The organism is Vibrio sp. 1874 (genome assembly GCF_033344395.1).
Classification (GTDB): Bacteria; Pseudomonadota; Gammaproteobacteria; order Enterobacterales; family Vibrionaceae; genus Vibrio; species Vibrio alginolyticus.
Genome location: NZ_JAWPOR010000012.1, coordinates 57,415 through 77,792, shown reverse-complemented (window position 1 = coordinate 77,792; position 20,378 = coordinate 57,415). Strand labels below are relative to the sequence as shown.

The following is a 20,378-nucleotide window of genomic DNA, read 5'->3' as shown; positions in this document are numbered from 1 at the left end:
GTTTTACAAGTGCATCGGTTCGCTAGCAAAGATTTAAGAGGCGGTGGGATGCCGCTCTTATCGAGGATCGAATCATGATCAAATTTGGTACAGGCGGTTGGCGTGCATTTATCGGTGAGGAGTTCACTAAAGATAACGTACGCTTGGTTGCCCAAGCAGTTGCAAACATCACGAATAACGAATCGGTTGCTGATCGCGGTTTTGTGATTGGCTATGACCGTCGTTTTCTTTCCGATAAAGCAGGTCGTTGGTTCGCTGAAGTTCTAGCAGCAAACGGCATTGTGGTCAGCTTTATCGACAAATTTGTCCCAACACCTATCGTAATGTTTAAAGCGAAAGAAATGGGCTGCGCATACTCGGCATGTATTACCGCATCACACAACCCTGCCGATTACAACGGCATTAAAGTCTTCATTGAAGGCGGTCGTGACGCAGATGAAATCATCACCCAAAAAATCGAATCACAAATAGACGCGCTCACTGCGCAAGATGTAAAAAGCGTCGACTTTGAACAAGCGGTTGAAGATAAGCTGATTGAAATCATCAATCCGATGAACGAATTCGTTGACTCAATCATCGACTTTATCGACATCGAAGCGATCAAGAAGGCGAATTTACGTGTTTTGATCGACCCAATGTTTGGTGTCGCGAAAAACGCACTGCAAACCGTATTAATCAACGGCCGCTGTGACGTTGATGTGATTAACGATGGCAAAAACCCAGATTTCGGTGGGTTAATGCCTTCGCCAAGCGCTGCAACACTCTACCGTTTGATGCACCTAGTGAAAGAGCAAGGTTACGATATTGGCATCGGTACTGATGGCGATGCGGACCGTCTTGGTATTATCGACGAAAAAGGTAACTTCATTCATCCAAATGAAGTGCTACTGCTGCTTTACTACTACCTACTTGAATACAAAGGCTGGAAAGGCTCCGTGGTACGTAACATCGCAACCACCCACCTTCTCGATAAAGTCGCCGAAGATCATGGCGAGAAATGCTTTGAGGTTCCTGTAGGCTTTAAGCACATCAGCTCCCAAATGGAAGCGGATGACTCACTGATTGGCGGGGAAAGCTCTGGTGGCCTAACCATTCGCGGCCACATCAAAGGTAAAGACGGCGTATTCGCATCAAGCCTATTGGTAGAAATGATTTCAGTAACCGGCAAGAAGCTGTCTGAGTTGCTGGATGAAATCTACGGCAAGTACGGCTATGCCTACATGGCAGAAGGCGATTGCAAGTTCAAACCAGCGCAAAAAGACGTACTGTTCAACAAGATTTATGTTGAAAAGCAGTTGCCTGAGTTTGAGTTTGAAATCGAAAAAGTCAGCTACGAAGATGGTGCGAAAGTCTACTTCAAAAACGGCGGTTGGATCATCGCTCGCTTCTCTGGTACTGAGCCACTGCTACGAATTTTTGCAGAGATGCAAGATAAGGACACTGCGGAACGTGTTCTTCAACAGTTTAAAGACTTCTTGTCTTTATAACTGAACCTTGTGCCCGCTTCGAGCACTATGATGAGAGTCGACGCTGTCTGAAAAGGCGCTCATCAACAGGAGAAGAGCACTTGCCCGGCCCCACTGCCGGGCTTTTTTATTGTATGTTGGAAAGTCGTAAACGAGATAGCAAAGATACTCAGGACCGTTAAGCAAATGCCAGGACGCCTTGCGTTTCAATTTTCACCGCGACGGACTCACCTATATTTAATGCTTGCGAAGCTGTAGCTAACAAACGGTCACCATTCGCGTTAATCACATAACGGCAGTGATCACCCATAAAATGCTGTTCCAATACGGTTACCGAACTATCTTCATCGGATTGAATTTGCACATGCTGCGGTCTTAGCAGTAAAGAGCACTCCGCCTGTACTGGAATATCTTGTTGAGCCGTGGCTTCAACCACGCCCAAGTGGGTTTCATATTCTGAATTCGAAACTCGTTTAGCAGCAAGGTAACTGCCACCACCTAAGAAATCAGCGACAAATTTACTTGAAGGTTGGTAGTAAAGCTCAGATGCTGTGCCATATTGCTCGATGACTCCATTGTTCATCACTGCCATTTTATCGGCGAAAGCAAAAGCCTCTTCACGGCTATGCGTAACAAAAATGGCAGTCACACCTTGGGCCTTAAAAATCTTACGGATCTCACTTATCAACTCATGGCGAACTTGCGTATCAATATTAGAAAACGGTTCATCCAGTAACAGTAAGTCTGGGCTGTAAGCTAATGAGCGAGCAATCGCAACACGCTGCTGCTGTCCACCAGACAATTGATGAGGATAACGATCGCCATAACCTTGAAGGTGCACGAGTTCTAACATTTCTTGAACTTTGGCATTTTTCTCTTTTGTCGAGCACTGCTTTAAGCCAAAGGCAATGTTTTGCTCCACCGTCAAGTGAGGAAAAAGTGCGTAATCTTGGAAAATCATCCCTATGTTACGCTGTTCTGGCGGCAACCAGTTTTCCCCATCATCAATTGTGACGCAATTTAGACTCATTTCGCCTGACGTTAACGGCAATAATCCCGCAACGGCCTTTAATAGTGTTGTTTTCCCACAACCACTTGCTCCTAGCAAACAGACAATCTGCCCTTGTTCTACCTCAAGAGACAATGATTCGAGTACGGTTTGATCGTCATATTGGCACGTTAGGTTTTTAATTGATAATGCACAGCTCATCAGTGATTTTGCTCCAGTGAACGGTTAACAACAACAAGCGGGATCAACCCAACAAGAACCAACAGAACCGCTGGCAAAGCGGCCAATTCTAAATGCTCATCCGAGGCGAAGTTATAAACGTATGTGGCTAGTGTTTCAAAGTTAAACGGACGAAGTAACAAAGCCGCATTAAGCTCTTTCATCGACTCGATAAACACTAATAAAGCCGCAATCAGTGCACCGCGCTTAACCAGCGGAAAGTGCACGCGCCACAGCATGACATTGGGCTTACAACCCATAGTGCGCGATGCCATATCTAACGACGGAGAAATTTTATTTAAATTACTTTCGATACTCCCAATCGCCACCGCTGAAAAGCGCACAACCATGGCAAAAACCAGGGCGAACATGGAGCCAGAAAAAATAAGTCCCGGTCTTCCCCACTCCATGGCTTTAGCAACGTCGTTGACACGATGATCCATAAACAGCACAGCGACCATCACACCGATGGCTAGTACCGTTCCTGGTACTGCATAGCCCATAGAAGAAAGACGCATAAATGCCAAGCTTTCTCGTTTACCATTGACTCGATGGGTAAAGTTAACGATCAGTGCGACAGCAACACCAATAATCGCAGCAATAACAGACACAACTAAGCTATTCCATGCGTATTCACGAAACTCTGAGGTCCAACTCTGCGCAAAATAAGTGATCGCATAATCAATCAGCTGTAGTAGCGGCAAAATAAACGCGACCGAAACCAAGCCCCAGCACCAAACTAGTGCGGTCCACTTTTTCCAGCCCGTCAACTCGTAACGAAAATCTTCGTGACTGTTAAATTGGCTTTGAAAAAGCTTTTGTTTACGGCGGCTGTATCGTTCGGCACTAAGAAGCAGTACTACAATGACGAGCATCATGGCAGAAATCTTGGCTGCCGCATTAAGATTAGAGTACCCCAACCAAGTATCGTAGACCGCTGTGGTTAACGTATTCACCGCGAAGTAACTTACCGTACCAAAGTCACCGATGGTCTCCATTGCGACCAATGATAAACCCACTGCGATAGAGGGTCTTACTAACGGCATCGAGATGCGCCAAAAGCTTTCCCATGGAGAGCACTTGAGCAAACGCGCGCTTTGCAATAAAGAGACATTTTGCTCCATAAACGCAGCCCGGCACAATAAATACACGTAAGGATACAACACCAAAGCTAACACAAAGGTCGCGCCAGGCAACGTACGAATGTCAGGGAACCAATACTCGCCAGGTCCCCATCCGGTTACATCACGCAAAAAGATTTGAATTGGACCAGCAAAATCAAACCAATCCGTAAAAATATAACCAATGATATAACCTGGCATCGCAAGAGGTAGCACCAATGCCCACTGCAACCATTTTTCGGTCGGCAGTTTACACATGGCCATTATCCAAGCGCTTGGAATACCAAGAATTAAGGACAGCACCATTACGCCAACAGTTAGCGCAACCGTGTTAAAAATATAAGTCGGCATGACCGTTGCCATTAAATGAGCAAACAAATCATCCGTTTCACCAATCGCGGTGTAGAAGATCGCTAAGATCGGCAAAACCAGTAGCAGAGTTATTACCCCACTACTGGTTTTCCATAAAGAGTGTTTATCTTTCATCGCCTAATTACTGCAAGGCTGTATGAAATACAAATGCTGTTGCAAATACATCTCATATCCTTTAATCAAATGGGGGTACTGTTATACCCCCACAAGGAATTAAAGGTCAAATTTCACTTCGTCTAATAGCTTAATTGCCGCTTCGTGGTTGGCTGCAATATCGTCTAGAGAAAGCTTGTCTGCTTTAAAGTCACCCCAAGATTCCACAAGCTCAGAACGCTTCACGCCTTCTTTAACTGGGTACTCATAGTTAACTTCTGCGTACATTTGCTGCGCTTTGTCACCCGTTAGGAATTCCATTAGCTTCACAGCATTGTCTTTGTTTGGAGAGTACTTCGCCATCGCCATACCAGAGATATTCACGTGAGTGCCTGTAGTCTCTTGGTTAGGGAAGTTGATGTAAACTGCATCAGCCCAAGCCTTTTGCTCTTTGTCGTTAACCATTTTACCTAGGTAGTAGCTGTTACCCAGAGAAACATCACATAGGCCTTCTTTGATCGCTTTAACTTGTGCACGGTCGTTGCCTTGTGGTTTGCGAGCAAGGTTTGCTTTCACGCCTTCCAACCACTCTTTGGTTTCTGCTTCGCCATTGTGAGCAATCATTGCTGAAACTAGAGAAACGTTGTACGGGTGCTTACCGCTACGAGTACAAATTTTACCTTTGAACTCTGGCTTAGCTAAGTCTGCGTAGTTGAAATCTGCGCCTAGTTTACCTACGCGATCACGTGATGAATAAACGCTACGAGAACGTAGAGTTAGAGCAAACCACTCATTCTCTTTATCTTGGTATTGAGCAGGTACGTTTTCTTCAATGATTTTGCTATCGACTTTCTGAACTAAACCTTTGTTTGTCAGTTCAGCTAGACGGCTGATGTCTGTCGTAAGAATAACGTCAGCAGGGCTGTACTCACCTTCTTGAGCTAGCTTTTCTGCTAAGCCTTTTTTAGCAAATTTTACGTTTACTTTGATGCCAGTTTCTTTAGTGAACTCATTGAACATAGGTTCAACTAGGAAAGGTTGACGGTAAGAGTAGACGTTCACTTCTTCAGCAGCCATTGCTGTTGGAGCTAGAGTAGCGCAAGTTAGTGCTGAAAGAGTTAGCAGTTTTTTCATTGTTTAATCCTTTACCATGCTAATGATAACGTTTATCAGTTGCGTTATTATATGTATGTTCAATAAGAAGACAATGACGAATATTAAAAAACCTGCTCATCGGAGCAGGTTTTATTGTGTTAAGTGTGTAACCATTTATTACAAGCTAATGATTATTTCACCGTAACAAACTCGGGGTAAGCACCAACACCACAATCATGCATGTCCATACCTTCCATTTCTTCATCTTCTGTAACGCGAATCCCGACGGTTGCTTTCAAGATTGCCCACACAACTAGGCTGGCACCAAATACCCAAGCAAAGATAACTACGGCACCTAAAAGCTGAGCACCAAACGTTGCATCACCGTTGCTCAGTGGCACTACCATTAGGCCGAAGAAACCACACACACCATGAACTGAGATAGCACCTACTGGATCGTCAATTTTAAGTTTATCTAGAGCAATGATACTGAATACTACTAGTGCACCCGACACCGCACCAATCGCAACCGCGTACAGTGGTGATGGCGATAGAGGGTCTGCAGTGATGGCAACCAAGCCAGCTAGCGCGCCATTGAGAATCATCGTTAAATCGGCTTTACCCCAAGTAGTTTTACAAACGAATAGCGCCGCAATTGCACCGGCAGCCGCTGCTGCGTTAGTGTTTAGAAAGATCTGACCTACCGCTGTAGCATTCTCAAAATCTGAAACCATCAACTGAGAACCACCGTTAAATCCAAACCAGCCAAACCAAAGGATAAAAGTACCCAACGTTGCCAAAGGCATGTTAGAACCTGGAATCGGATAAATTTCACCATTTTTACCGTACTTACCCTTACGCGCGCCAAGCAGTAACACACCAGCTAGAGCAGCAGAAGCACCTGCCATATGTACGATACCAGAACCCGCAAAGTCACTAAATCCAGCTTCTGCTAGGAAGCCTCCACCCCATGTCCAGTAACCTTCCATTGGATAGATAAACGCAGTTAAAATCGCAGAGAAAATCAAGAAAGACCAAAGCTTCATGCGCTCAGCTACCGCACCAGAAACGACGGACATGGCAGTTGCAACGAAGACAACTTGGAAGAAGAAGTCAGACTCTAAAGAGTGGTCGGCCCCTTCACCTTGAGTACCAATTAACGTACCAAATGAAGGTAACCAGCCTCCTTCTCCATTATCGACATACATGATGTTATAACCGACAATCAGAAACATCGTACATGCGATGGCGTACAAACAGATGTTCTTCGTAAGAATTTCTGTTGTGTTTTTAGAGCGCACAAGGCCAGCCTCTAGCATCGCAAAGCCTGCTGCCATCCACATTACCAACGCACCGGAAATGAGGAAGAAAAAGGTGTCAAGTGCGTAACGTAACTCGGTTACTGTTGTTGCTAATTCCATAATAAGTATCTCCAATCCTTTGAATTCTTAAAGTGCTTCTGCGTCCATTTCGCCAGTTCGGATACGCACCGCTTGGTTCAGATCGTAAACAAAAATTTTACCGTCGCCGATTTTTCCGGTTTGCGCAGCTTTTGTAATTGCTTCAACAACACGATCTACATTGTCTGCGTGAGTCGCGATTTCAATTTTCACCTTTGGTAGGAAATCAACTTGATACTCTGCACCGCGGTACAATTCCGTATGACCTTTTTGACGACCGAACCCTTTAACTTCTGATACTGTCATCCCTTCGATACCGACATCAGCCAATGCTTCTCGTACATCGTCTAATTTAAACGGCTTAATAATGGCATTGATTATTTTCATTGAGTTATCTCCGAAGCTTTCATCCTGAAACACTTCTTATAATCCAATCTACGTGCCAAGTTTTTAAGTCATTGAATAATAAAAGCTAACCTCAATTTACATATCTATAAACAAAAAGAGCGCACCATATCGGTGCGCCCTTTTCACAAATTTAAAGCAACGGCAGAGAAGTTACCCAAAACTGTGCATTAAATGTTCAAAAAGTCTTTCCATTGTTCGATAAGTGTCATGAAATCCTCTATCCCACAACTTGCTGTACTTTCTGCATTGTAGAAGTCGAACTCACTTTCCATCTCGACATCATATTCATGGGCTAATGCGTTTTCTTGTACAAGAACTTCGTCGCCCTGAATCATCAAGCTAATTTCCGTGCCTGTTAGGTTATGCTCCTGAGAAGGCGCTGAAAATGACCGCTCAATTAGCTTTTCAACCTGTGCAATCTTCATCGGATCTTTGCCAATTTCTTCTTGCAACCAGCGCCCTACAATCTCATGTCCCATGCTACATTTTACGTAGTACTCGCCCATCAACGTGTTACGAATGAATTCAAATTCCACCGAGATTGCCTATTTCGTATCAATTTGGTGCGAGTATAGCGAATTGCTCCCATAAAAAAAGCACCTCATATGAGGTGCTTTCGAATTGTGCATTTCTGATTATGCCGGTTCTTGGAAGATCACTTCGTCCGCTTTCTTGGTGTATTGATCCATTTTATGGAAGTTCAAGTAGCGGTACGTATCCGTTGCCGTAGCGTCGATTTGCTTCGCGTATTCTAGGTATTCTTCTTTGGTTGGAATCTTACCTAGGATTGCACCTACTGCAGCTAGCTCAGCTGACGATAGGTAAACATTCGCACCAGTACCCAGACGGTTCGGGAAGTTACGCGTTGAAGTCGACATTACTGTTGATTTATCTGCAACACGTGCTTGGTTACCCATACAAAGTGAACACCCTGGCGTTTCAATACGCACCCCTGCACGTCCGAAGATACCGTAGTAGCCTTCTTCAATCAGTTGGTCTTTATCCATCTTTGTTGGTGGCGCTACCCAAAGGCGCGTCGCTAACTGGCCATTGAACTTATCAAGCAATTTACCTGCTGCGCGGAAGTGACCGATGTTCGTCATACAAGAACCGATGAACACTTCATCAATCGCTGTGCCTTGTACTTCAGACAACAAACGAGCGTCATCTGGGTCATTCGGTGCACATAGTACTGGCTCATTAATTTCAGCCATATCGATTTCAATCACATGTGCGTATTCAGCGTCTTTATCTGCTTGCATCAGCTCAGGGTTTGCTAGCCACTCTTGCATTGCAGTAATGCGGCGCTCGATAGTACGGCGATCACCGTAGCCTTCAGAGATCATCCACTTCAGCATCACGATGTTAGAGTTTAAGTACTCTTCGATCGACTCTTGAGACAATTTCACAGTACAACCTGCCGCCGAACGCTCTGCAGATGCATCAGAAAGCTCAAATGCTTGCTCAACCGTTAGCGTTTCTAAGCCTTCAATCTCAAGGATACGGCCAGAAAATTCGTTGATCTTGCCCGCTTTCTCTACCGTTAGTAGACCTTGCTGAATCGCGTAGTAAGGGATGGCATGAACAAGATCACGCAGTGTAATACCCGGTTGCATTTCACCTTTAAAACGAACCAAGATTGACTCTGGCATGTCTAGCGGCATAACGCCTGTCGCAGCTGCAAAGGCAACCAAGCCCGAGCCTGCTGGGAATGAAATACCCAGAGGGAAACGAGTATGTGAGTCCCCACCCGTACCGACAGTATCCGGTAGTAGCATACGGTTTAGCCATGAGTGGATAATACCGTCACCAGGACGAAGAGATACACCACCGCGGTTCATAATAAAGTCCGGAAGTGTATGGTGAGTGTTAACGTCTACTGGTTTTGGATAAGCCGATGTGTGACAGAAAGACTGCATGACAAGATCAGCAGAGAAGCCGAGACACGCCAAGTCTTTAAGTTCATCACGAGTCATAGGGCCTGTAGTATCTTGCGAACCTACTGTCGTCATTTTCGGCTCACAGTAGGTTCCAGGACGGATGCCTTCTACGCCACATGCTTTACCAACCATTTTCTGTGCAAGCGTGTAGCCTTTACCAGAATCTGCGATTTCACCAGGTTTGCGGAATACGTCCGAAGGCTCAAGACCTAGAGACTGGCGCGCTTTGTCTGTCAAACCACGACCGATGATCAATGGGATACGACCACCAGCACGAACTTCATCAATCAGTACTTCTGTTTTTAGCGAGAACTCAGCTAGAACCTCACCAGTTTCGTGGTTGCAAACTTTACCTTCATATGGGTAAACATCGATAACATCGCCCATGTTGAGCTTAGTTACGTCAACTTCGATTGGTAGTGCGCCAGCATCTTCCATTGTGTTAAAGAAGATAGGGGCAATTTTGCCACCAAGCACATACCCACCAGCTCGTTTGTTTGGAACGTAAGGGATATCATCACCCATAAACCAAAGCACTGAGTTGGTTGCAGATTTACGTGAAGAGCCAGTACCAACAACATCACCAACGTAAACCAATTGATGACCTTTGTCTTTTAACTCTTCAATTTGCTTGATCGGGCCAATAGTACCCGGTTGATCAGGGTTTATTCCTTCACGCTCGTTTTTAAGCATCGCCAGTGCGTGTACTGGGATATCAGGACGAGACCAAGCGTCAGGTGCAGGTGAAAGGTCATCCGTGTTCGTTTCACCTGTTACTTTAAATACGGTTAGAGTGACTTTTTCTTCAAGCTTAGGCTTAGAAAGGAACCACTCAGCATCAGCCCATGATTGAAGTACTTTCTGTGCATGCGCATTGCCTGCTTTCGCTTTCTCTTCTACGTCATAGAAAGCATCAAACATCAGCAGCGTATGAGACAGCGCTTTTACTGCGATCTCTGCCAGTGCTTCATCATCCAATAGCTCAACTAGCGGTTCGATGTTGTAACCACCTTGCATAGTGCCTAGCAGTTCAGCCGCTTTTTCACGACTCACTAATGGTGATTTAACTTCACCTTTTGCTACTGCTGTTAGGAAACCCGCTTTTACATAAGCAGCTTCATCAACACCTGGAGGGATACGGTTTTCAAGTAGGTCAAGAATGACTTCTTCTTCACCTTGCGGGGGATTTTTCAGAAGTTCTACAAGTCCAGCAACTTGTTCTGCGTCTAGCGGTTTAGGAACAACTCCTTCAGCAGCACGCTCTTCGACGTGTTTACGGTAGGCTTCAAGCACGACTTTTTCCTCTCATTGCGGTTCCTCCTCTATTATTACTATTGTTAAAGTAAAGGAGTGAACATCCTTGGAAACTTGGCTCTCCATTGCCCTTGTTTTCATTCAATTATGATTGAGAAACAGCGCCGTAGAGGCCAAACTGTGGGCAAAATAATAGCAAATTTAACCTTAAATTAAAATCTTATCATTTTGACCAACATAGCAACTTACGACTAAAGTTCTGCTAATTTTGACCAAATATGCCAAGTTTTTGCTTTCTCATACCCGATTAATTAAACGATGTTCCTACGATCAAATACACAGCATCCAAATCTTGCTCGGTACGACCGTATGCCAACATTATTGGTCCTATTGGTGAGTCAACACCAAAGAAGATGGAGCCAGCATTGTAAAGCGGCGCTTCGTTTAGTTTCAGATCATTATCAGACCAAACGCCGCCATATTCGACCGATGCGCCCAGGTAGACTGGAGCTTCAAACAATCCGAAATCATTATCAAACCACTTATATCGGTACACCAAACTGCTGAAAAATAAGTTCTGTCCGATCAGGCTATTTCTTGGGATTCCAGATAGGCTTAAAAAGCCGCCCAACTCTCTGGGATCAAGCGGTAAAGATGAGTTTTTACTCTCTACAAAACTATATTCAGCATGTCCGACTAAAGTATGACGCTGATGACTCACTGCACCTTTAAATCGTGCAGAGATTTCATAAACGGTATCTTCAATAATTTTGTCAGTCTCTAAAAGGCTAACGCCCTGAGGACTTTGATCATGAGACACTAAATATTCGAGATCGACTAAAAGTCCACGAGTCGGAAATGCGAAATCATCAAGTGTATCTAGACGATAATTGGCAAACAGGCCACGACGTTCAAAATCCAATTTACCAGCAGAAGCCAAAGTAGAAAGCTCAATATCTCCGGTAGAGTAGCGAGCGCCAAATCGAAGTTCTTGCCACAATGTGGGTTGGATACCTATCGCTAACTCTGTTGTAAAATCATCGTAAGTGACCGGAAAAAAATCATTTACTGACTCTAAATCTGGTGCTTGAGGCTCTGTTAAAGGTAAGTTTCGGCTCTCACTGCCATAGGAAATACGCCCCGATACAAAAAGTTCTTGGCTAGATAAAACAGGAGAATACAACTCAGCTTCAATCAGCTTATCCGTGCCCATTTCTACGTTGAACGCCAACTCCGCGCCATGAGAGTTCAAGTTGGTAAAGTTGGTTGATATCCCTATGCCGTACTGGCTATCTGTATCGAAGTCATCTTCAAGAAAAAATCGGAAGTTGAGATAATTAGGCCCCCACGACTTCTCGTTAACATCAAAAACCAACAATGTCTCACCATCAACCTCTTCAAAGTGATAAGTGATGAGCTCGAACCGATCTAACGCGTAGAGGTTTTCAACGGCTTTCTCAATTTCGGCCGTTGAAATACGACGTCCGGTTTCTAATTCAATACGATTCGTCAACAACACATCGCTGTAGTGCGTGTTATTAACAATCACTATGTCATCAACCACACGCTGATCGCCATAAATCAAAGTTTTACGAACTTCTTGTTTGCGATCGATGTATTTTTGATAGTCCGCATTGGACAAGCGCACCCCTTTCAGCTTGTCTTTTAACTGCTTGGTAATATCGTACCCAGCTTGAAAAGCCCAAGGCATTTTGTCGAACTCGACAGTTTCCATGGTGCCCACATTGGGACGAATATAAATATCTTGAGGTTCAAGCTCGTCCACTTGCTGTTGTGTACTACGACGAACGAGATAGTTAGAGAGTTGGTCCGCGACAGTAAACAGCCCCGTAAATTCATCTTCGGTTTTGTAATCGGTGCTAATATCGACGGCAATAACGACATCAGCCCCCATGGCGCGAGCCACATCGACAGGCATGTTATTGACGACGCCGCCATCAACAAGCATATGGCCATTGAGCTTATAAGGAGGAAGCGCTCCTGGTACAGACATGCTAGCCATCATTGCATCAACAAGGTAACCATTGCCCAGTACGACTTCTTCTAGGGCAAGAATATCTGTCGCAACAGAACGATAGGGAATGGCAAGATCATCAAAAGAATCGAATCGCCCTAAGTTCCCTGTAGTCTCACGCAATACTCGCAACATGTTCTGGCCTTGCACCACACCCGTTGGTGCTCGTACCTCACCGAATCTTAAGCCGAGGTCGGTATTAATTTGATAGCGGTCTTCATACTCTTTGTCACGAACTCGACGTTGGCTACGGTCAACACGATCTCGATAACCGCTGCCCCAATCGACGGTGTAGATAAAACTCTCGATTTCATCAGCACTCATCCCCGTGGCATAAAGCCCACCCACATAGGCGCCCATACTGGTACCAGTCACAATATCGACAGGGATCTGCATTTCTTCCAATGCTTTTAAAACCCCAATATGTGCCGCACCTTTCGCTCCGCCACCAGCGAGCACAACCGCCACCTTTGGTCGAGGTTCCAAGTCATCCGTTTTTGTTAGAGAGTTTGCGAGGGAAACAGAAGGAGTGATCATCAAAAAGGTACTAACCCAAAGCGCAAAGTTGCGAACCGATGGGCTTGATAACAGCTTTTTGAACATTCACTTCTTCCTTTATTGAATATCTGATCAAGTAGGGCGTGCTAGCAGTACTGTACTAACACGCCCTAATATGTACTAAGAATTAATCAGATAAACAAGCTAATGTTGTTGATTTGGCGATGCTACCAATCAAATATGCTATTTAACCAGTTTGATTTCTTCTCACACTGTTGCTTTATCTGACCAGTTTTATCCCAAACCGGCAGTTTGTAATCACTACGGCAGTTCATTTCTAAACCTCCATCTGATGTCGGCTTGAACCCTAATGTGGTGATTTCTCTTGGCCATGGGAGCTCTAAACGCTCAGGAATACGCTGCTTCAAGTACTCTGCGTATACTCGTAATGCACCACTCGACCCCGTTAGATTCACGGGTTTATTATCGTCACGGCCTAGCCAAATTGTCGTCACCTCACGACCATCAACACCGACAAACCAACTATCGCGGTTATCATTACTGGTACCCGTTTTTCCTGCCAATGCAGCCCAACCAAACTGGCTTTGTAAGAAGCGGCCAGTGCCTTGAGCAACCCCTTGTTTCATCGCGTAGGTCGTTAGCCATGCTGCTTGTTCATCCACGGCTCTTGATGAACGAGGCAAGGATTGATACAGCACATTACCTTCCATATCCATGACTGAGCGCAGAGCGGTCAGTTTTGCACGCTTACCTGAATTCGTCAGAGTCTGATACATCTGTGCGACTTCGAATGGCGTCAAAGAAAACGAACCCAAAAACATCGAAGGCACTGGGCGAATTTCGTCTTTGTTCACGCCCAAACGCTCTAAAGTATTGGATACTTCAGGAATGCCAAGTGCCATACCTAAGCGCACGGTTGGTACGTTAAGTGATTTCGCTAAAGCAATGTAAAGTGGCACATCACCACGATATTTTCTATCGTAGTTGCGCGGCGTCCACACGTTACCTTTACTGCTCTTCAGACTTAACGGCGTGTCGTGTAGCGTCGTGCCTAGGTTGTATTTATCCGGTTGTTCTAGAGCCGTTAAGTAAATCGCTGGTTTCACTAAAGAGCCAATTGGACGACTGGCATTGAGCGCGCGGTTAAAGCCTTCATAACCGACACGTTTACCACCAACCATCGCACGGATTTCACCACTATGGCGATCAACGGCCACAGCAGCGGCTTCTAACTCTTTACCACCCCGTTTAGCTAGTTCTGGGATCTTTTTCGCGATAGCTTGTTCCATTTTGCTTTGCGATACTGGGTCCAGAGACGTAAATACGCGCAGTCCGGTCTCTGCCTTAAATCGCTCCCCAACTTTTTCTTTTAATTCAATACTCAATTGTTGGAAATAAGCTGGCTGACGGCTCGCAATACGTGGCTTGCTTTGCGTATCGAGTGGACGACTTACAGCTTGTTCATACTGCTCTGAAGTCAACATGTTTTGCTGCATTAACAGGCGCAGAACGAGATCACGACGCTCTTTCGTTCTCTCAGGGTAACGAATTGGGTTGTAGTAAGACGGTCCTTTTACCATCCCAACTAACATCGCCAGTTGATCGATTCGCAACTCCTGAATTGGCTGCCCAAAATAGTAACGCGACGCCAAGCCAAACCCGTGGATCGCTTCACCTCCACTTTGACCTAGGTACACTTCGTTTAGGTAGGCTTCCAAGATACGATCTTTGCTGTAACGGTAATCCAAAATTAGCGCGATATACGCTTCTCGAACTTTACGCCACAGTGTTTTATCACGAGTCAAAAACAGGTTTTTTGCCAATTGCTGAGTCAGCGTACTACCACCTTGAACAGTACGACCCGCCTTAATGTTCGCAACCAATGCACGTGCAATCGCGAGCGGTGACACCCCGTCATGTTGATAAAAATCCCGGTCTTCGGTCGCAAGCAGTGCATCCACCAAAATTTCAGGGAACTGATCACGACGTAAGAAAAGGCGCTGTTCATCACGGTCTTTCTCCAGCATGCCCAACATCTTCGGTTCTAGGCGCAAGTAACCAAGGTCTCCTCGAGATTCTAAAGACTGAATACGTTGCAAGCCGGAATCAGAGAAATGCAGCATAATGTGACGATCCGGCTCGGGACCATCGGCAAACTCGAATGGACGACGAATCAATTCAATCCGAGTGGAAGAAGAGGAATATTCGCCTGGGTAACGAGGTTGACTCACTTTACGGTAATTCAACACATCTAGCTCGTTGCGCAGCTCTTGGATAGTGATATTCTCACCAGGACTTAGATTCAAGATACGGGCATAAACCACTGTTGGCAGCTCAAATAGCTGACCTTCAAAGCGTTCTTTCACCACACTATCTAAGTAAATCCCAACAAACAGCAAAACAGCGGCAAGTGCAACGCCAGCTTTCCAGCTAAACGACCACAGAACTTTCAACCACGAACGTTTCTCGTTAGTCGGCTTTTTACTCGGCGTACGTCGAGTCTGTTTTGCGGTTCCTTTATTGGTTGTACTTTTCTTCGCTGGCGCTTTTTTGGCGCTAGGCTTCTTGCTGTCAGTCATTATTCAATTGTCTTTTTGTTTTCGTTGTTGCTACATGATTGGCAGGATCATCTGGCCAAACGTGTTTTGGGTAGCGCCCTTTCATCTCTTTTTGAACGTCTTTGTAGCTTCCGTTCCAGAAAGCCGCCAAGTCCGACGTTACTTGCAATGGACGTTGTGCCGGTGAAAGCAGTTCAAGCACCAAACGCTTGCGGCTAAGAGCCACCGTTGGGGAACCACTCTCCCCAAATACTTCTTGCATACGCACCGATAATATCGGCTCGTGGCCATATTGGTAACGGATACGCTTCTTTGAACCTGTGGGCAGTTGGTAATGCTCAGGTAACCATTCATCCAGTTGTTGATTGAGTGGCCAACCTAATCGAGCATTAAGCGCTTCGACCAAGTTTATCTTGCTCAGGTCTTTAACCGAGCTGACAGACGTCATGTATGGCTCTAACCACTCCTCTAATGAATCCAGCAAACTGGCTTCATCAAACATTGGCCATGACTGCTCAGGTAACCATTCCACCGCACAACGAATCCGAGCCAACAAGCTCTCCGCTGCCGGTGTCCAGTTTAGACTCTGTAAGCCCTGGCGGCGGACATACGTGAGTAAAGCTTGTGTCATTTTTTCTTTGCCAGGGCTTGGCAACGGCTCGCGTTCAACGACCAGCAGACCGAGTTTTGTTTGTCGCTCAGCTATTAGACGGCCTCTTTTTTCATCCCAGTCCACTACTTCTTCAGACGAAAATAGCGTATCAAAGGTCGTTCGCAATATATTGACATCCAATTCACATGCCGAATGAATTTGACTTGAGTTAGAATGAGAACGCATTAAGTCAACGGCAACCAAATACTCACACCCACCTAGCATGTCTTCCTGACGACATTCTGCACCATGACCATTAGCCAAAGTAAATCGCCCAAATTGATTTGTGCGCTGCTGCGCAATGCGATCTGGAAATGCCAAACTTAACACCAGCGGTAATGCATCTTCATCCACGCCTTTCAGGTCAAATACCGTATCCAATTTGTACGCTAGAGATTGAGCACGCTTGAACAACATCGACTTTTTTGGATGAGTACCAACAAGCCAACGATGCAAGCTATGAGCGATATTGGTAACATTTCTCTCTGGCTCTTCAATCAGTGCGACCGCCGCCAAAGCAGCATTTAACATCTTATCACTGTAAGATTGCGCTTTAATTAGCATCGCAGCCGCACGAGGCTCAACGCCTAGTTCATGCGCCTGTTTTCCTTCGGACGTTAATTGCCCTTTTTCCGTCAGTAGTCCCAATGACACCAATAGCTGCTTCGCTTGTTCCAATGACGCATTAGCGGGAACATCAAGCCACTTTAGATCGTGGATATCACTCGCTCCCCAAAAGGCAAGCTCCATAACTAAACTAGCTAAATCGGAATGCAAAATTTCGGGTTGGGGAACCAGCGGTTGCTGCTTGAACTGGTTTTCAGAATAAAGACGAACACAAATGCCCTCTTCTATTCGTCCCGCTCGTCCTGCACGCTGAATCGCTGAAGACTGTGCAATGCGTGTTTGCTCTAAGCGTGTTAAAGCGTTTTTCAAATCAAAGCGGGCAATACGCTCTAACCCAGAATCAACGACGAGGCGAATGCCTTCAATCGTTAGTGAAGTTTCTGCAATGTTGGTCGCTAGAACGACTTTACGCTTACCTTGTTCTGCTGGCGTAATCGCTTTTTGTTGATCTGCAAAGCTCAGTTGACCATAAAGTGGGCATACGTCGATATCATCCGCTAAATGAGACAACCGCTCTTCAACTTGTTTTATGGCACCAACACCCGGTAGGAAAGCCAACAAAGATCCGGACTCTTTGTTCATAAGACTTTCTATTGTTTTTGCCATACTCGTAGGTAAATGCTCGTTCACACCTAACGGCTGGTAACTCATTGCCACATCAAAGATCCGCCCTTCAGATTCAATGTAACTGGCTTCTGGCAACAGCGATTGTAATGCTTGTTGATCAAGCGTTGCTGACATTACCACCAGCTTGAGATCGTCTCGCAATGCCTCTTGAACTTCTAAACTGAATGCCAAAGCGGTATCGGCATGAATGCTGCGTTCATGAAACTCATCAAAGATCAGTAGATCAACCCCATCCAGTTCAGGGTCAGTTTGGATCATCCTGGTCATGATCCCTTCGGTCACGATCTCCAGCTGCGTTGCAGAACTTACCTTTGCCTCGCCACGAACTCGATAACCCACGCGTTGACCAACTTGTTCTCCCAATTGCTCAGCAAGATAACGGGCAATGTTACGCGCCGCGAGTCGTCTTGGCTCAAGCATGATGATTTTTCCAGCAACCGAATGATTTAAGAGTAACTGCAAAGGGAAGTAAGTCGACTTACCGGCACCAGGCGCCGCTTTTAAGATCACTTGATGTTGATTTTTGACCGCCGTCAGCAACTCAGGCATCACGGCTTCAATCGGCAATTGTGACAAAGAAAATACCTTATGGTGTAATGGTGGCAACATTGTACATAAAAAATTTTTTGTCTAAATAAGCAAATGCATTTCACACCCGCTTTAGAGTCCGCCACTCTACTCAAACGCTATAAACGCTTTCTTGCCGATATCGAGCTCGATACTGGTGAAATCCGTACAATCCACTGCGCAAATACAGGTGCAATGACGGGTTGTGCAACACCCGGAAACAAAGTTTGGTTTTCTACTTCCGACAACCCGAAACGAAAATACCCCAATAGTTGGGAGTTGAGTGAGACCGAAAAAGGCCACCGTATTTGTATCAACACCGCGCGTGCCAATCAATTAGCCGTAGAGGCTATTGAAAATAATGTCATTTCAGAGCTTTGTGGTTATGACACACTTCAAACTGAGGTGAAATACGGCAATGAAAATAGCCGAATTGATATCTTGCTCAGCGCAGACGACAAGCCAAAGTGCTATATAGAAGTGAAAAGCGTCACTCTTCTTGATGAGACCGACTCTACTGGACAAGGATACTTCCCAGATGCGGTCACGACTCGGGGACAAAAACACCTGAGAGAGCTCACAGAAATGGCACAAAATGGAAGTAGAGCCATACTTTTATTCACTGTTTTACATTCAGGTATTGAAAAAGTATCCGCGGCGCACCATATAGACGCGAAATATTCACTATTACTCAAACAAGCACAAGACGCTGGAGTGGAAGTTCTCTGCTACAAAGCTGAACTGAGCGATACTGGAATGAAGCTGATTTCCGCTATTGATTTTATCAATTAAGAGAAAAAATGATGTCGTCTTCACATTGACGATAACTTTGCGATTCAGTATTTGCTTGCACCGCCTCTTTTTGCTATAGATACCCGCCTTAAATTGACTGCGTAGCAGTTGACTAGGTGTAAGTAGGAGATGCTGTATGCCAGAATCAAAGAAGAAAACGATAGGCATCCTAGCCATTGCCGGCGTGGAGCCATATCAGGAAAAACCTGGTGAAGAGTACATGTCACCAGAGCAGGTTGAACACTTTACGAAAATCTTAACAGCTTGGCGCGACCAGCTAAGAGCTGAAGTGGATCGTACTGTTCACCACATGCAGGACGAAGCAGCAAACTTCCCAGATCCAGTTGACCGCGCCTCTCAAGAGGAAGAGTTCAGCCTAGAACTGCGTAACCGTGACCGCGAACGCCGTTTGATCAAGAAGATTGAAAAGACTTTGGATAAAATCAAAGAAGACGATTTTGGCTTCTGTGAGTCTTGTGGCGTAGAGATTGGTGTTCGCCGTCTTGAAGCACGTCCAACCGCTGACCTTTGTATTGACTGTAAAACACTTGCAGAAATCAAAGAGAAGCAAATGCAAGGTTAATCACCCAGCATTATGATTGTTGAAGGGAGCTCAGGCTCCCTTTTTGTTTTGGCTATCTTCGCACCCTATTTGTTTACTAAATTCGAGATACACGCATGACACGCTATGTAGGTCGATTCGCCCCGTCTCCTTCTGGTCCACTGCATTTTGGTTCACTGATTGCCGCTCTTGGCAGTTATTTTCAAGCGAAAGCACAAAACGGAGCTTGGTTAGTACGTATTGAGGACTTAGACCCACCAAGAGAAATGCCAGGTGCAGCGCAACTTATCCTAGAGGCACTCAAGGCCTATCAGCTGCATTGGGATGGAGAAGTGGTATACCAGAGCGAACGTCACGACCTTTACCAAGCTCAAATAAACAAATGGCTCGAAAATGGAGAAGCCTATTATTGCCAATGTACTCGTAAGCAAATTAAAGAGCATGGCGGTTTTTATCCTGGCACTTGCCGCGATAAAAACTTGAAAGACGGCGCGATTCGCCTAAAAATGACCAAGCCTGTCGCTCATTTCCTCGACCAAAAGCGGGGAACCATTACTATTCCAGAGCAACTCGTTAATGAAGATTTCATTATTAAACGTCGAGATGGATTATTTGCTTATAATCTTGCGGTAGTATTGGACGACATCGACCAAGGCGTCACAGAAGTCGTGCGAGGTGCAGACTTAATCGAGCCGACTGGGCGTCAAATTAGCCTGTACCAAATACTTGGTCAGCCTGAAGTTAGTTACTTGCATTTACCATTGGCGATGGACAACAACGGCAATAAATTGTCGAAACAAAATCACGCGACGGCTATTGATATAGATACACCAAAACCTACTCTATTGCGCGCCATGACATTTTTAGGTTTCGAGATACCTGAAACCGTAAGGGCGGCCAACATAGAAGATATTCTTCGTTGGGGCTGCGAAAACTGGCGCTTGGAACAGCTTCCAGCAGAGATCGAGATCACACCGTGATTCTCAAATGGCATTGTGTAGGCTATCATTAGCCGCAAATTAGGCCCTAGAGGCGTATAAAACTAACCAAAGCAAGATTGGA

The 20,378-nt window shown here is 45.4% G+C and carries 14 protein-coding genes; 4 read left to right on the top strand and 10 right to left on the bottom strand.

Annotation, left to right across the window (positions count from 1 at the left end; genetic code table 11):
* The first annotated feature begins 74 nt into the window (after nt 1-74).
* Nucleotides 75-1,487 carry a phosphoglucomutase/phosphomannomutase family protein gene (locus tag R8N46_RS18610; RefSeq protein ID WP_033905585.1) on the top strand — a complete coding sequence of 471 codons (1,413 nt, stop codon included), beginning with the start codon at nt 75-77 and terminating at the stop codon, nt 1,485-1,487.
* A gap of 157 nt (nt 1,488-1,644) precedes the next feature.
* On the opposite strand, the gene R8N46_RS18605 is transcribed toward R8N46_RS18610, so the two are convergent.
* From R8N46_RS18605 to hrpB, 10 genes are all read right to left on the bottom strand, one after another.
* Complete coding sequence (locus R8N46_RS18605; RefSeq protein WP_005380055.1) at nt 1,645-2,676, bottom strand: ABC transporter ATP-binding protein; 1,032 nt, start codon at nt 2,674-2,676, stop codon at nt 1,645-1,647.
* A complete protein-coding gene (locus R8N46_RS18600; RefSeq protein WP_053304117.1) occupies nt 2,676-4,301 on the bottom strand; it encodes an ABC transporter permease in 1,626 nt (541 codons plus the stop codon). Before R8N46_RS18600 ends, R8N46_RS18605 begins: the two co-directional genes overlap by 1 nt.
* A 99-nt stretch (nt 4,302-4,400) precedes the next feature.
* Nucleotides 4,401-5,414: a Fe(3+) ABC transporter substrate-binding protein gene (locus tag R8N46_RS18595; protein WP_005386566.1), complete on the bottom strand. Its 1,014-nt coding sequence runs from the start codon at nt 5,412-5,414 to the stop codon at nt 4,401-4,403.
* Nucleotides 5,415-5,566: 152 nt separating this feature from the next.
* Nucleotides 5,567-6,796, bottom strand: coding sequence for an ammonium transporter (locus tag R8N46_RS18590; protein WP_047102648.1), 1,230 nt, complete (start codon nt 6,794-6,796; stop codon nt 5,567-5,569).
* A gap of 27 nt (nt 6,797-6,823) precedes the next feature.
* Nucleotides 6,824-7,162 carry a P-II family nitrogen regulator gene (locus R8N46_RS18585; RefSeq protein WP_005386570.1) on the bottom strand — a complete coding sequence of 113 codons (339 nt, stop codon included), beginning with the start codon at nt 7,160-7,162 and terminating at the stop codon, nt 6,824-6,826.
* 188 nt (nt 7,163-7,350) lie between these two features.
* Nucleotides 7,351-7,719, bottom strand: a complete 369-nt coding sequence (locus tag R8N46_RS18580; RefSeq protein WP_025768192.1) for a YacL family protein — start codon at nt 7,717-7,719, stop codon at nt 7,351-7,353.
* 99 nt (nt 7,720-7,818) lie between these two features.
* On the bottom strand, nt 7,819-10,416 hold the full coding sequence (gene acnB, locus R8N46_RS18575) for a bifunctional aconitate hydratase 2/2-methylisocitrate dehydratase (RefSeq protein ID WP_005380009.1): 2,598 nt from the start codon (nt 10,414-10,416) through the stop codon (nt 7,819-7,821).
* A gap of 268 nt (nt 10,417-10,684) precedes the next feature.
* Nucleotides 10,685-13,015, bottom strand: a complete 2,331-nt coding sequence (locus R8N46_RS18570) for a patatin-like phospholipase family protein (protein WP_115386276.1) — start codon at nt 13,013-13,015, stop codon at nt 10,685-10,687.
* 122 nt (nt 13,016-13,137) lie between these two features.
* Nucleotides 13,138-15,510 (bottom strand): penicillin-binding protein 1B, encoded by a 2,373-nt coding sequence (gene mrcB / locus R8N46_RS18565; RefSeq protein WP_005380020.1) that lies wholly within the window; start codon nt 15,508-15,510, stop codon nt 13,138-13,140.
* Nucleotides 15,503-17,971: an ATP-dependent helicase HrpB gene (hrpB, locus tag R8N46_RS18560; RefSeq protein WP_213972463.1), complete on the bottom strand. Its 2,469-nt coding sequence runs from the start codon at nt 17,969-17,971 to the stop codon at nt 15,503-15,505. Before hrpB ends, mrcB begins: the two co-directional genes overlap by 8 nt.
* Before the next feature lie 66 nt (nt 17,972-18,037).
* Here hrpB and sfsA point away from each other — a divergent pair, with 66 nt between their 5' ends.
* The 3 genes from sfsA to gluQRS all read left to right on the top strand — a co-directional run bounded on the left by sfsA (nt 18,038) and on the right by gluQRS (nt 20,296).
* Nucleotides 18,038-18,754 (top strand): DNA/RNA nuclease SfsA, encoded by a 717-nt coding sequence (gene sfsA, locus R8N46_RS18555; RefSeq protein ID WP_047102652.1) that lies wholly within the window; start codon nt 18,038-18,040, stop codon nt 18,752-18,754.
* A 136-nt stretch (nt 18,755-18,890) separates the two neighbouring features.
* Nucleotides 18,891-19,337: an RNA polymerase-binding protein DksA gene (gene dksA / locus R8N46_RS18550; RefSeq protein ID WP_005386584.1), complete on the top strand. Its 447-nt coding sequence runs from the start codon at nt 18,891-18,893 to the stop codon at nt 19,335-19,337.
* Between the two features lie 95 nt (nt 19,338-19,432).
* Nucleotides 19,433-20,296 (top strand): tRNA glutamyl-Q(34) synthetase GluQRS, encoded by an 864-nt coding sequence (gene gluQRS / locus R8N46_RS18545; RefSeq protein WP_005386586.1) that lies wholly within the window; start codon nt 19,433-19,435, stop codon nt 20,294-20,296.
* Nucleotides 20,297-20,378: the final 82 nt, after the last annotated feature.